The organism is Gottfriedia luciferensis (genome assembly GCF_001712755.1).
Classification (GTDB): Bacteria; Bacillota; Bacilli; order Bacillales; family Bacillaceae_G; genus Gottfriedia; species Gottfriedia luciferensis_B.
The window spans coordinates 52,221-64,571 of sequence record NZ_MDKC01000008.1 but is presented as its reverse complement, the minus strand read 5'-3'; the positions used below and the strand labels follow the sequence as shown (position 1 = coordinate 64,571).

At 33.1% G+C, this 12,351-nt stretch carries 13 protein-coding genes; 10 read left to right on the top strand and 3 right to left on the bottom strand.

Annotated features, from left to right (window positions below; translation table 11 throughout):
* Positions 1-25: 25 nt before the first annotated feature.
* Complete coding sequence (locus tag BED47_RS08520) at positions 26-2,125, bottom strand: TerD family protein (protein ID WP_069033305.1); 2,100 nt, start codon at positions 2,123-2,125, stop codon at positions 26-28.
* A gap of 415 nt (positions 2,126-2,540) precedes the next feature.
* On the opposite strand from BED47_RS08520, the gene BED47_RS08515 reads away from it, so the two are divergent.
* From BED47_RS08515 to BED47_RS08500, 5 genes are all read left to right on the top strand, one after another.
* Positions 2,541-2,966: an SRPBCC family protein gene (locus BED47_RS08515; protein ID WP_069033304.1), complete on the top strand. Its 426-nt coding sequence runs from the start codon at positions 2,541-2,543 to the stop codon at positions 2,964-2,966.
* Positions 2,966-3,337, top strand: a complete 372-nt coding sequence (locus tag BED47_RS08510) for an ArsR/SmtB family transcription factor (RefSeq protein ID WP_069033303.1) — start codon at positions 2,966-2,968, stop codon at positions 3,335-3,337. Before BED47_RS08515 ends, BED47_RS08510 begins: the two co-directional genes overlap by 1 nt.
* Before the next feature lie 659 nt (positions 3,338-3,996).
* Positions 3,997-5,160, top strand: coding sequence for an MFS transporter (locus BED47_RS08505; protein ID WP_069033302.1), 1,164 nt, complete (start codon positions 3,997-3,999; stop codon positions 5,158-5,160).
* 115 nt (positions 5,161-5,275) lie between these two features.
* Complete coding sequence (locus BED47_RS23675) at positions 5,276-5,413, top strand: hypothetical protein (RefSeq protein ID WP_175403473.1); 138 nt, start codon at positions 5,276-5,278, stop codon at positions 5,411-5,413.
* 112 nt (positions 5,414-5,525) lie between these two features.
* Positions 5,526-5,852 carry an antibiotic biosynthesis monooxygenase family protein gene (locus BED47_RS08500; protein WP_069033301.1) on the top strand — a complete coding sequence of 109 codons (327 nt, stop codon included), beginning with the start codon at positions 5,526-5,528 and terminating at the stop codon, positions 5,850-5,852.
* 170 nt (positions 5,853-6,022) lie between these two features.
* Here BED47_RS08500 and BED47_RS08495 read toward each other — a convergent pair whose 3' ends face one another.
* Positions 6,023-6,178, bottom strand: coding sequence for a DUF1540 domain-containing protein (locus BED47_RS08495; protein ID WP_069033300.1), 156 nt, complete (start codon positions 6,176-6,178; stop codon positions 6,023-6,025).
* Between the two features lie 435 nt (positions 6,179-6,613).
* Here BED47_RS08495 and BED47_RS08490 point away from each other — a divergent pair, with 435 nt between their 5' ends.
* Positions 6,614-7,990, top strand: a complete 1,377-nt coding sequence (locus tag BED47_RS08490; RefSeq protein ID WP_069033299.1) for a hypothetical protein — start codon at positions 6,614-6,616, stop codon at positions 7,988-7,990.
* An 88-nt stretch (positions 7,991-8,078) separates the two neighbouring features.
* Here the strand turns inward: BED47_RS08490 and BED47_RS08485 are convergent, their stop codons facing one another.
* Entirely contained in the window at positions 8,079-8,414 is a 336-nt protein-coding gene (locus BED47_RS08485) for a hypothetical protein (RefSeq protein WP_069033298.1), read from the bottom strand.
* 283 nt (positions 8,415-8,697) lie between these two features.
* Here BED47_RS08485 and BED47_RS08480 point away from each other — a divergent pair, with 283 nt between their 5' ends.
* The 4 genes from BED47_RS08480 (at position 8,698) to BED47_RS08465 (ending at position 12,344) form a co-directional block, all read left to right on the top strand.
* Positions 8,698-9,030, top strand: coding sequence for a 2Fe-2S iron-sulfur cluster-binding protein (locus tag BED47_RS08480; RefSeq protein WP_069033297.1), 333 nt, complete (start codon positions 8,698-8,700; stop codon positions 9,028-9,030).
* 112 nt (positions 9,031-9,142) lie between these two features.
* Entirely contained in the window at positions 9,143-9,913 is a 771-nt protein-coding gene (locus BED47_RS08475; protein WP_069033296.1) for a creatininase family protein, read from the top strand.
* 27 nt (positions 9,914-9,940) lie between these two features.
* Positions 9,941-11,395, top strand: a complete 1,455-nt coding sequence (locus BED47_RS08470; protein WP_069033295.1) for a hypothetical protein — start codon at positions 9,941-9,943, stop codon at positions 11,393-11,395.
* A 220-nt stretch (positions 11,396-11,615) separates the two neighbouring features.
* Positions 11,616-12,344, top strand: a complete 729-nt coding sequence (locus tag BED47_RS08465) for a TenA family transcriptional regulator (RefSeq protein WP_069033294.1) — start codon at positions 11,616-11,618, stop codon at positions 12,342-12,344.
* Positions 12,345-12,351: the final 7 nt, after the last annotated feature.

The window sequence follows — 12,351 nt, the reverse complement described above, 5'->3', positions numbered from 1 at the left end:
TAATAAATTGTCTGGGGAATAAAGCTTAGCTCATAAACTCACTTACTATTAAATCATAACGGTATGGTGTGACTTCTTCATTAAATGTAAACACAGTATCTGCTTCATCTTTATTTGTTACAAGTTCACCCCTGGCAACAGCATGTAACTCTAATAGTTCATAAAGAGAAATACTATTCTTTTCAGTCATAGCTTCAGTTAGTATTGCTAAACTATTCGAATTACTTTTTGCGTTGTTATAGTACTCTAGATTGTCTTGTAAACCTAAATCACACCAGATAATTTTCTGTTCGAAAGTGTCAAAAATTAGTGGAATACATATTTTTTGATCATTTGCTAGATCGAAGCGATCCATTACAGTACTAGGCTCAAAAACCTTACCGGACTTGAAATCGTCTCTTAGCATCCATCCAGCAAAACAACTAGGTAAATTACAAAATGAATGATCTGAAAAACTATTTACACTTAATACAACATAACGAATCCCATTATTTTTAAGTGTAGGAATATGGCAGTCTATGAACTCACTAGCCCCTTTAGGAGCACTTGTGAAATCACCACTGTGATAACATTTAAACTGTTGATTTCTTAGCTCATAGTAAGAGATATCACTTATATAATTAAAATTATCATCGTAAAATACTGCACTTAAATCAATATCGACAGTTCCTGTATGTACTCCATCTACATCGCCTTCTTTCCAATAAAGAAAGAATCTAATAATATCACCTTCACCAATCGGAACATTTGAACCTCGAGGGATTGTTCTAAGTGACTTACTTGCCGAGCGCAATCCATTAGGTAATGTAAAGTTACGATAGGATTCATCGATCCATACTTTGCCAAGAGATTCTTTAACAGAAAAACGTTCGGACAAAGTTTTTTTAACAATATTTAAAACAACATCGATTATAACTTCACTAAGTTTTATTATTTTATTTTCAATTGCATAGAGTTTCGCAACATTTCCTTTTGGAAAAAAGGTGCGAATTCTTCTCTCATCATTCCGTTTATTATAATGATTCCAAAGACTCAATAGAACCGGAGTTGAAACATCCTTACAAACGATTGAAAACTGTGAAACAATATATCGCTGATCATTTTCTTCAGTAAATGAACGTAAAACAAAATCTAGTTTTCTAGCAAACTCACCAGGACGTTTTATTAATTCATTAGTTAATTTAGTGAGATTCTTTTCACTTATGTATTTAGTGATTTTACTTTGGTATGTACTTATTTGCTTTTCGTTTCTAAGGATATTGAATAAATTTGCAGTGTGCGGAAAACGCTTCGAGTATTCACCAGGATGTAGTTTTTCTCCAACTCTTATCCATACGTTGCGTCTTTTAACCATTTCTTCAATTGCATGAGGGATTTCATTTAATAATGAAAGTACGAATTTGCGCTCTTTTCTACTAAATGATTTAAATTTAGTATTCATGCTTAACGATGGATCACCATCACTTAATGCAACACAAAAGCGTAATATATCTGTTGCCGTTTTTAAATAATTTGCGATTTCATTTTCGCTTATTTTTTTTGATTGATACAATAGTTTTAGGACAATAACCATTTTTTCTTTTGATAAAAATAGTTCTGGTAATAAATTTTGTGGTTTATTTTGAGCTAAGAGTACAAATTCAATATCTTCAATGTCCTGGGATTTAAAAGAACCAGTACTGTCAATTAATCTTTTAATAATTAGAATTAAATCATCTTGTTTTGCAAGTTTAATTATCTTTAGCTCTTTTTTATTTCTAAGTGGTGGTCGTTTTTGAATTAAGGTAAGAGGCTGAACATCAAAAATATAATACAACAAGCTATTTATATAAATTTCAGCTTCATCAATTTTCATTACGTCATTAGGAAAGTTTTTGTAAAAAGGAATATGGTCAACATTATAGCCTAATTCATTAGCAATAGTTTCCCTGAAATCTATAAACCAAGCTATAAATTCTTGATCGTTCCATGTTTGTAAAATTTCAATAAGCTCAAGTGAAAAAGTATAACTGAACGCTTCAAGTTGTTTCAAGGCTGTTGCAAGTAATGGTTTTGGGAGGTTGTTTTCTTGTTTTTCGATATAGAGGGAATTTTTTCTTCGGAAAAGGATGTTTGTTTGATTCATGTATTGCCTCCAAATTTTATAATAAAAAAAACGAGGAAATTATTGAATCTAGAAAAAGTACTTAGAGTACAAACCTAATAGAAGGAAGATTCAATATAGCCTCGTAACCTTATCAATTCTGATAAGGAATACAGGAAAGAGACCCGCTAGATAAATTCTAAATTTGAGTGTAGAAGGAAGCTAAAGTCATAGCCTGTTATATTAGTTTAGTATGTATGAAAGCGTTTTGCAACAAATAACATATTCTTGTTGTTTAAGGAAAATTCATAATGTAAGGGAGTTTTTCGATTTATAATAATTTAATAACTTAAGGAAAAAATAAGTACGTAAAATTTGATTGACATGAAACCAAATGGTTGTATATAATTTCAAACATAACCAAAAGGTTTTATATTAACTAGAAAGAAGGATTGAAATGGGCGTACAAAACCAAGTTGAAGATATTAAACAAACTCTAATATATAATGCACCTATTCAAAAAGTCTGGGAGGTCGTCTCAACATCGGAAGGTATATCTGCATGGTTCATGCCAAATGACTTTAAACCAGTCGTAGGTCACGAGTTTCATTTACAAGGTCCATTTGGTCCATCACCTTGTAAAGTTTTAGAAATTGATGAACCAAATCGAGTATCGTTTACTTGGGATGTTGATGGATGGGTAGTTTCATTTAATTTAAAAGATTTAGGGGATCAAACTGAATTTACGTTAATCCATAGTGGATGGAAAACTGCTGATGAAATTCTTCCAAAACCAAACCAAAAAAGTGGTATAGTACGTGACAATATGAATGGTGGTTGGGCTGGTATTGTTCAGAAGCTTAAAAAGGTTGTTGAAAACTAGTGACCAGTTCTGCACAAAAATATGACGTATTTCAGGCGATAGCCGATCCTACTAGAAGAGAAGTACTTAAATTATTAGCTAATAATGAATTGCCCATTTCAGAGATATCAAGTAATTTTCCAATGAGTCGAACAGCAATTGCAAAACATCTCCATATCCTTTCTGAAGCTGAATTAATTAGTGGAAGAAAAGTTGGCAGAGAAAGAAGATACAAACTACAACCAGAAGCATTTTTAGAGATTAAACAATGGTTATCATATTATGAGCAATTTTGGGCAAATAAATTATCTATCCTTCAGCATCTAGTTGAAAATAACGAAGACCAAAGTATAAAACTAGTTAAATCAAATATAGAAAATAATGAAGAATAATAAAAAACGAATCTTTAGGTGGATTTGTTTTTTTTCAGAGTGTTGAAATATAAAATGGTCAATAGGGAAAACGGACATTAAATGAACATTTAATAATGATGAAATTATCATTTTTCTGGATGATCTTTTCATGGTTTTAAATGTTAATATTTTCGAGCAATTTTATGATTCCAATAATACTAGACATGTTTTTTTTAGAAGTTAAAAAATTATGAGCTTATTCTAAAAAAACAAAATCATTTGATTAATTTAGTTTAATGTACTACAAACTGATTAATAAAAACTGCTAGATTACTCTAAGTAAAGGCTATTTGATTAGGCTTTATTGCATACTTTTTTTGATGAAAAAGTTGATTGGAATGGAGGGGTGCTTGACTCCTATGGGATTAGCGGGAAGGCTGAGACCCCGCAGGCTTGCCGAGGAGGCTCAGGTCCCGCCCCATGGAAAGCGAGCATCCTGTAATGGAAAACAACATCACTCTACTCCTTTTACGAAAATTTGGTAATTTAATTGACAATGTTGTTTTTCAACAACGTGTAAAAAACGAATCTTAGGTAGATTCGTTTTTTTGCATAGACAATTTTAATTATACCTATATAATAAACTAATGTGGCAAAAAATTATTATGAATGAATAGTCATACTTGAGGAGTTTAGCAATGCATAAAAGTATATATATTTTAGCTATTGCAACATTTGTCGCAGGAACCGTTGAATTTATTATTACTGGTTTACTGTCAATGATTGCAGGAGATTTACATGTTTCAGTTGGTGCGGTTGGTCAACTAGTATCAATTTTTTCAGTAGTATTTGCTTTTGGAGCTCCAATTTTTATAGCGATCACTTCAAAAATAGAACGTAAAAAATTACTATTAATCGCATTATCAGTATTTTTCTTTGGAAATATTCTTTCCATCATTAGTCCGAATTTCGCTGTATTATTAATCGCGCGTATTATACTTGCAGCAAGTTGCTCGGTTGTAATTGTTGTTTCAATAACGACTGCAACAAACATCGTTTCTCCTGAAATTAGAGGTAGAGCAATTGGAGTTATATTTATGGGAATCAGTTCATCTCTAGTTTTTGGTGTCCCTTTGGGTACAGTGATCGGTGAAAACTTCGGTTGGAGAATGACATTTGTATTAGTCGGTTTATTAAGCTTATTGGCTATGCTAGGGATTTATAAATTCTTACCGAAAGTTAAAGGTCAGCCTACAATTCCATTGATTAAGCAAGTAGCAACACTTAAAAATAAACGTATTTTATCAATTCAACTCATTTCTTTTTTACAATTAACAGGACATTTTACAATTTATACTTACTTTACACCATACTTAATGAAAACGATGGGATTATCTACTAACATGATCAGTATTGTTTTACTAGTATTTGGTATGGCAGGGATTTTAGGTGGATGGTTAGGTGGTTGGTCTACTGATAAATTTGGTGGAAGTAAAACATTAGTGTTTAATTTAGGTTTATTAGCTATTTCTATTTTAACTTTAACATTCGCTCCTAGTTCAATAATTAGTTTATTTATTATAGTTGTTCTATGGGGAACGGTATCTTGGTCAATTAGTCCAGCCGTTCAAGATAGTCTAGCGAGAGTAGCAAAAGATTCTGCGGATATTCAAGTTGGTTTAAATAACTCTTTTTCTCATACAGGAATTGCTTTAGGGTCAAGTTTAGGTGGGATCCTAATTACTCAATATACAGTAACAATGAACGCGTTAGTAGGAGGCATTATTGTTATTTTTGCATTACTTTCTGCGATTTATTCTTTTGTTTTAACAAATAAAGTGAATGAGACTAAATTAATATAAAAAATGGAAACGATGCGTTTTTTTGCATCGTTTTTATAATTTATTTTTCAGAATTGGTTATTCTAATAATTAAGTTTTACGGCATAAAACTAATATTAATTAGAAGGTGATTTTTATGGAAAATAAATTAACGCATTATGATGGCAGCGGAATTAATAAAGAAGTATTTGAACAAAATTTTCAACAAGAAGATTTTCAAGTAACTGAAGAAATGAGAACTAACATAAGCGGAAATCCTTATATTTTTGAGTAAGATTTAAAAGCGATACATCCTAGTATCGCTTTTTTATTTATCTTTTTTGAATTTGTCTATGTTATTTAACTCTTTCATCAAATATGATTAATAGAAGAAGGAGGGGAGAAAAATGAGTTCATTTGCAAAAACGCCAAAACCTCCATATTTTGCTGTAATCTTTTGTTCTAAAAGAACGGATGGAGATAATGGGTATAGTAAGATGTCTGACAAAATGGTTGAATTAGCTTCAAGTCAACAAGGGTTCTTAGGAGTGGAAAGTGCTCGAGATCATGAAATGGGGATAACGGTTTCATATTGGGAGTCATTGGATGCTATTAAGACTTGGAAGGAGCACGCAGCTCACAAAGTTGCGCAAGAACGTGGAAAAAAAGACTGGTATGAATCATTCGCTTTAAGAGTGTGTAAAGTTGAAAAAGATAATTTTTTTGAAATGTAATCATAAGAAAACAGCGATTATGATTGAAATAGATCCAAGATTTAATATTTTTGATGGTTTAGATGTAAATAATATAAAATAATTGGAATAAATTTGAATGAAAATGATAGTTATTATCAATACTATAAATAAGAAAGGGCAACCTTCTAAGTAGGTTACCCTTCATACAATTACATTCCAGCTTCAAATGTTTTACAATCAGTTTCAGCGTTGTTTTTAGCTTGTTTCCCTTTATGGCTCACAACATAAATGGAATCCGCACTACATTTGTTTCCAGAAGCCCAAAATTTACAGTTATCAACTTCGCAAAGTACATCTTTTGCCATTATAAGACACCTCCCTTAATTTTATCTTTTACATTAATAAGGGGATTGATACGTCTATAATTTCTTTTTTTAATGTAAATTAATTCAAGTGAGAACTTAAAAGGCAAATATAAACCTTATCGGAATGCGGTAAGGTTTTTAAAATTGTGCACTCATTTAAATTGGTTAAACATATAGTGATTTGTATATAATAATCTTTAAAACCATATAAGATTGTTGCTCTAATTTCATAAAGTTTAAAGTCCATTAAAAAATAACTTTTTGAAGTCAAAGCGCTTACATGTATTCACCTATAACTTATACATATCTTTTCAGTGAAAAACAGAAAAAGATAAAATTGTATACCAAAACTAGGTAATTATGGTATAATTTCTTGTAAATCATACTAATTAATATCTTTTGGTATACCAAAGTTCAAGAGAGGATGGTGATACAATGTTAAAGTATGTGTTTGGATTAGTAATTTTTTTATATTTATTTTCCTCTTTGTTTCATTTGGATTTACAATTTTTTATTTCTTCTTTTTGTGCCTTTATTGTTCTTCATACGATGTTTACAGTAAAATCACTCGTTAGAACAATAGGAAGTATTTTTTTACTAATAGGATTCATACTTCTTTGGAGAAGCAATGCGAGTATAAAAGAATATATCCTTTCATTCGGTCCAATGCTTGATTTGCTTACGATGTTTGCAGTAATTCCAATATTAGGTTTTCCGGTTAAATTGGGAGGGTATGCAAAGGGCATTCAAACGATCATACAGAAAAAAGTAAAAACATCCGGTCAATTGTACATTATGACATCGGGAATATCATACTTTTTAAGCATGTTTATGAATTTGGCAACTCTCCCAATGACTTACTATTCTATTCAACCATCCTTAAGTCTTTTTTCGATAAAAAAAGAAGATCGATTTATGAGTCGAGCCATTACCCATGGATTTGCGATGCCTCTACTATGGGCTCCTATTACACCAATCGTAGGTATTGTAATTGGCGTAACTGGGGTTAGATGGGGAGCTATTTTACCATATGTATTACCGTTAAGTATATTGGGGATTGTTTTGGATTGGGTATTAGCAACAAGGAATTCAAGGCAAAATGTTTTGAGAGGACATAGAAATGATTTAGTAAAAGATGAAACAGCTGCTTCACTAGAAGGTGTGGTAACTCAAGGAAAAGTTTTTCATATTTTCATAGCTATTATTCTATTCAATCTCATTATTTCATTTGCAGAACATCTTTTTTCGTATTCTTTTGTTATTATCGTATCAATTCTAGTAATACCGTTTGCGCTTGGTTGGTCTCTTTTCATTAAGCAGCAAAAAGCATTTTTACATAGTTTAAAGGAATATTTTCATTCATATTCTTTTAAAATGAAAGACCAATTTTTTATTTTTTTGTCAGCTGGTTTTTTTATTTCCGTTGTAAAAGGTACGAATATAAATGTAACAGTAAATATAGCAGTCACTCATTTTAAAGATATTGTAGGACCAGAGGTATTTTTAATTCTATTACCACTAATTCCGTTAGCATTTGCGTTTACAGGGCTACACCCTGCAGTAACCTTAACGTTAATGGCTGAAGCGCTAGATCCACAAAGCTTAGGTATATCACCGTATATTTTAACTGTGTCATTACTTGCCGGAGCCATTTCTGCGTTTTTAGTAGGGCCATACAATGCGACGATTGGATTAATGTCGAGCATCGTTAAAGAGAGCTCCTTTAAAGTATCGAATTGGAATATACCATATACAATAAGTTATTTACTCATTGTAATGTTTTATTTGATTGGTTTAGAGTGGCTTATTTAGAAGAATCGAAAGGACAACAGTATGATAGTTGTCTTTTTTTATTGTAAAATTAAGAAATAGCACTGGATCAGTGCTATTTCTATGTAATCTATACAGTTAGTACGTCTGACTTCACTAATTTGGAATGCTGAGAGTCCTCGCTGTTACCTTGGGCTTTTACTATTTCGTATAACTCTTCTAGTGCTGCTTCAATCGTTTCAAATGTCTCAAAGAACTTTACACGAATGTCATTCACGTATTCTTTTCCTTCATACTTTTCGTAAAGTTTAATTTTAATATTGTCATCTAACACTTCGGCAATTGTATATTTAGCTTTTAGTTCGTTAAAAAAGTAGAAGTGGTATGTTTCGATTGCCTTTAATCCCTCGTTATCTACAATAGTTTGAAACGTGTCTTTATTCGTCAAAACAATATACTTACCCATCTTTGCACACTCCTCATCTAATTATGTAGTATTGAGCTAAGGTATTTTGTATACCAAAATTCTATTCATAGTGTAATACAGAAAAAAATATTAATCAATATAATTTTCTGAATTTTTAATAAAAATAATAGAAGGCTATAATAATAAGTTTTTTTGAATTAACAAAACATTTAATGTTAAAGATTTCCAAATAAATAATAGTATTTACTTTCTAAAAAATTCGAATTATAATCAGATTAAATTTTTGAAATTTTAAGAAAATTAAGAAGTTGGAGGGATACATATGCCAAAAGTACGCTTGCATGTAGAAGGAGAAATTATTGAGCAAGAAGTGCGTGATCACGCGAATTTAGTTGTGTTGGCAGGCATCCGTCAATTCCCAAAACTGAAATACGGGTGCGGGATGGGAAAATGTACAAAATGTGCATGTAGAGTGCTAGAAGGAGCAGAAAAGCTTGATCCGCCAAATTGGAAAGAGCAGAAAATGCTAGGCGAAAAGGTTGAAGAAGGCATTCGTTTATGCTGTCAGTTAACAATCAAAGATGATATTGTCATTTCACAAGAAAATATAAACGCCCCAATACCGAAAGTTGCAAAGTCAGTAAATGCACAGTAATTTTTTTGCATAATTTAGGTATACAAAATACCTCTTTAATTTAAAGGTTGAATTCATAGGACGAAAGTTGAAGGTTTTGTAAGCGGATACAACTATGAAAGGGGGTGAAAATATGAAATCATATTTGTTAACTGAGATGACTTGGGAAGAAGTAATGGATGCACTACATACTGTAAAACTAGCAATAATCCCAATCGGTGCACACGAACAGCATGGACCTCACATGGTTGAAAGCTGTGATGCAGTTCTAGCTGAGAAAATGGCTGAGAAATTAGCTGAAAAAATGTATCCTCATGTAATTGTAACGCCTACTGTCAATATGGGAGTTTCACACCATCATTTAAACTTTCCAGGAACCATTTCATTGCAACCGACTACGCTTATCGCAATTTTAAAAGATATGATCGTATCTCTTAAACATCATGGTATTCAAAAATTTTTATTATTAAACTCTCACGGTGGCAATCAGTCAACTTTAAATGTTGCTTGCACCATGTTGTCAGAAGAGCTAGGTTTGGAAATCTATTATGCTAAAACGACTGCATCTGCCAAACTTTCAATCTCAGAATCTATTCACTCGCCATTGTTCGGTCACAGCTGTGAACGTGAAGTGTCAGAAGCACTTTACTTGGCTCCTCACTTAATTAGACCAAATAAAATTACTAAGGGAAGCATCCAAAACGAAGGTAGATGGAAACAACTACGACCTGGTAAAGCTATTCAAGGGTTTTATCGATACGAAGAGATGACGACTAATGGTTGCATTGGGGATGCAACGAAAGCAAGTTATGAAATAGGGGAAAAGATTGTAGGTGAAGCACTCGAAAACCTTTCAAACGAACTCCAAAAGCTATTACATCTAGAAGAAGAATGTAAGTTGTAAGTACCTATAAATGAGAGGGTGGGGTTTATGGATTTAACTGTTGCTCACTGGCTTTATGGTATCATGACACTTGTTGTAATTGTGACTATGTTGTTTCGAAAAGGGGTTGTATTGCCTACCATCATTGGGACCTTTCTTGTTTCTGTTGCTTATAAAGGATCAATTGTTGGTGGATTTCAAGCGTTATTCAACGCAAATCTTGTAGCAGCAAAAGAGCTATTTACCATCTTTTTAATCATCACTTTTATGGTGGCATTATTACATTCCTTAAAAGATACTGGTGCAGATGAAAGAATGATTGCTCCGATGCAGAAGGTGATGAAAAACGGACATATTGCTTTTGCTGTTTTATTAGTTGTCACATACGTCATTTCTTTATTCTTCTGGCCTACTCCTGCCGTTCCGCTTATTTGTACGTTATTAGTACCTGCGGCTATTCGTGCTGGTTTATCGCCAATAGCTTGTGCCATGGTTGTTTCTATTGCAGGACAAGGTATGGCATTATCTTCCGACTATATTATGCAGATTGCTCCAATGCTTACTGCAAAATCAGCAGGTATTCAAACATCAGCTGTGTCAGGTAAGGTCATGCTTCTCTCGTTAATTACAGGGGGAGTTGCAATCGCGATTACGTACTTTACTGAACGCAAATCAATCGGTAAATCAGAAAGTGAAGCTTCATTGCAACATTTACAATCACTTGTAAACAAAAACTCTTCCGCAAATGAAATAGCTGCTGCAACAGAAGCTACTGTGGATGATAGAGAGCGTGAAAAATGGGGGAAAATCTTTGCTGTATTAGTCCCTCTATCACTACTAGCAGTTATTATATTCATGTTTTCAACGAAAATTGGTAATGGTAAAATGAGTGGATTTGAAGGAGGAGACGGTGCAGCATTTATCGGTGGTGTTGCAACTATGTTGTTAGTAGTAACATGTGTAGCATTCCGTCGTTTACAAGCTCTTGATAAAATTAGTGAACATATTACAGAAGGATTCGTATTTGCATTTCGTGCAATGGGACCAGTTATTCCAATTGCAGCATTCTTCTTCTTAGGCAGTTCGGACTTTAGCGGTACCATTTTTTCCTTAGGAGAAAATGTAGCAAAGCCAGCTTTCTTAGTTGATTTAGTTCAGGCTGGTCAATCGATCATTCCACATAATTCGGTTTTAACGGCGTTTGGTCTATTAATTACTGGAGCGATTACTGGGTTAGAAGGTTCAGGTTTTTCTGGATTACCGCTAGTGGGAGCTTTATCAGGCGCATTAGCACCGGGAGTTGGTATGGAGCCTGGAACGCTAGGAGCTATCGGTCAAATGGGATCTGTGTGGACAGGTGGTGGAACGTTAATTGCGTGGTCATCATTGGTAGCGGTTGCTAGTTTTTGTGGTGTGAATGTTTTAGAGTTAGCTAGGAAAAACTTACTTCCTGTTGCTACAGGCTTAATAGTCTCTACCATTGTCGCTCTCGTTATATGGTAGAGCATCCTTTTAAAATTTAGAAAAATTAGAAAATTTAATAAAAATATATTTACAAACAAAAAACAATGGGTTACTATAAGGTTAGTTGGTATACCAAATACAAAATATAAATAAATCACTCGATTAAAGTAGTTTTTATAGGTGTTTTAAGTTATTTGGTATACTTCGATTGTTTAACTAAACTATTAAACTACATAAACATATTGGAGGAGGAGTTTGGATGACTAGATTATTATCTAAAGATGAGTTTCGTAAGGAGTTAGAAGAAGCAATTAAAGGGAATCACAGCCAAAAAGCACCTTTTACTGTAGCATGGGCTGAAGGGAAATTAGAGCGTAGTCACTTCGCTTGCTGGGCTGAAAATCATTACCATTATGTTGGACCTTTTGCAGATTACTTAGCTTATATCTACCATAACACTCCAAATTTACCAAAATATGAAGATGCAAAAGATTTCACATTACAAAATATGTACGAAGAAGAAATCGCTGGCGATCGCCATACAGACTTATTAATCCGATTTGCTGAAGCTTGTGGAACTACTCGTGAGCGCGTATTAGATCCTAACAATATGGCTCCTACAACGTTAGGATTACAGAGTTGGTGTTTTGCTGTCGCAGCACGAGAAAACTTCGTAGTAGCAACTGCAGCATTAGTTGTAGGACTTGAATCTCAAGTTCCAGACATTTATCGTAAGCAAACTCCAGCATTACGTGAGAAGTACAACTTTACAGATGAGGAGATTGAATTCTTCGACTTACACATCGTATCAGATGAAATTCACGGAGAGCGTGGATACAAAATTGTACTTGATCATGCTGATACTCCAGAGTTACAACAACGTTGCTTAGAAGTAGTTCGTACTGGTGCAAAAATGCGTCGAATGTATATGGATGGCTTATGGAGAGAATATCTTGAAAAGGATTTAGGTGCTCTAGTACAAGCATAATAATTAG

What these genes read in the sequence shown, in the direction of transcription:
- BED47_RS08520 (WP_069033305.1), bottom strand. Translation starts at nt 2,125, where the DNA reads ATGAATCAAACAAACATCCTTTTCCGAAGAAAAAATTCCCTCTATATC.
- BED47_RS08515 (WP_069033304.1), top strand. Translation starts at nt 2,541, where the DNA reads ATGGGCGTACAAAACCAAGTTGAAGATATTAAACAAACTCTAATATAT.
- BED47_RS08505 (WP_069033302.1), top strand. Translation starts at nt 3,997, where the DNA reads ATGCATAAAAGTATATATATTTTAGCTATTGCAACATTTGTCGCAGGA.
- BED47_RS23675 (WP_175403473.1), top strand. Translation starts at nt 5,276, where the DNA reads ATGGAAAATAAATTAACGCATTATGATGGCAGCGGAATTAATAAAGAA.
- BED47_RS08500 (WP_069033301.1), top strand. Translation starts at nt 5,526, where the DNA reads ATGAGTTCATTTGCAAAAACGCCAAAACCTCCATATTTTGCTGTAATC.
- BED47_RS08495 (WP_069033300.1), bottom strand. Translation starts at nt 6,178, where the DNA reads ATGGCAAAAGATGTACTTTGCGAAGTTGATAACTGTAAATTTTGGGCT.
- BED47_RS08490 (WP_069033299.1), top strand. Translation starts at nt 6,614, where the DNA reads ATGTTAAAGTATGTGTTTGGATTAGTAATTTTTTTATATTTATTTTCC.
- BED47_RS08485 (WP_069033298.1), bottom strand. Translation starts at nt 8,414, where the DNA reads ATGGGTAAGTATATTGTTTTGACGAATAAAGACACGTTTCAAACTATT.
- BED47_RS08480 (WP_069033297.1), top strand. Translation starts at nt 8,698, where the DNA reads ATGCCAAAAGTACGCTTGCATGTAGAAGGAGAAATTATTGAGCAAGAA.
- BED47_RS08475 (WP_069033296.1), top strand. Translation starts at nt 9,143, where the DNA reads ATGAAATCATATTTGTTAACTGAGATGACTTGGGAAGAAGTAATGGAT.
- BED47_RS08470 (WP_069033295.1), top strand. Translation starts at nt 9,941, where the DNA reads ATGGATTTAACTGTTGCTCACTGGCTTTATGGTATCATGACACTTGTT.
- BED47_RS08465 (WP_069033294.1), top strand. Translation starts at nt 11,616, where the DNA reads ATGACTAGATTATTATCTAAAGATGAGTTTCGTAAGGAGTTAGAAGAA.